We start from the raw sequence: 491 nt of genomic DNA, 5'->3' as shown, positions 1-491 counted from the left end.
GCTGGCGGCCGGGGTGTTTGGCGCCGACAGCGCCACCATGGGCGTGGTCGCGGGCCTGATGGGGGGATCGCTGGCGGCCACGTCGCTGGCCACCAAGATGACCGCGCGCGCGGCCGCCAACACCTCGCCCGAGCCGTTTTCCAATTGGCTGCTGTCCTTCTTCGAGGACGGCCTGGTGGTCGGCGTGGTCTGGCTGGCCACGCAGCACCCGGTGTGGTTTGGCGCCGCGCTGGCCGTGATGCTGCTGCTGTCGGTGCTGCTGCTGGTCGTGCTGTTCAAGTTCTTGAAGGCGGCGTGGCGCCGGCTCGCCGGGCAGGGTGCCACTGCGGCACCGGGTGCCTGAACGGGGTGATTGCACAATTGGTGCCCCTTTTTGCCCCAGGATTTTGACCTTGCACACCGACACCGCCCCTTCGCCCGCCACCGACTGGCCGCAGCGCAGCCTGCGCGCCGTCTGGCACCCGTGCACGCAAATGGCGCGTGCCGAGCAG

The 491-nt window shown here is 69.9% G+C and carries 1 protein-coding gene; it reads left to right on the top strand.

The genetic code is table 11. The annotated features are described in order from the left end of the window. The coding region (locus B2J89_RS21720; RefSeq protein ID WP_169170855.1) for a DUF4126 domain-containing protein at positions 1-343 on the top strand (343 nt) is incomplete at its 5' end. Positions 344-491: the final 148 nt, after the last annotated feature.

The sequence above is a fragment of the Acidovorax sp. SRB_24 genome (assembly GCF_012931925.1).
Note: the sequence above shows the minus strand (reverse complement) of the source record. Positions and strands in the feature narration are given on the sequence as shown.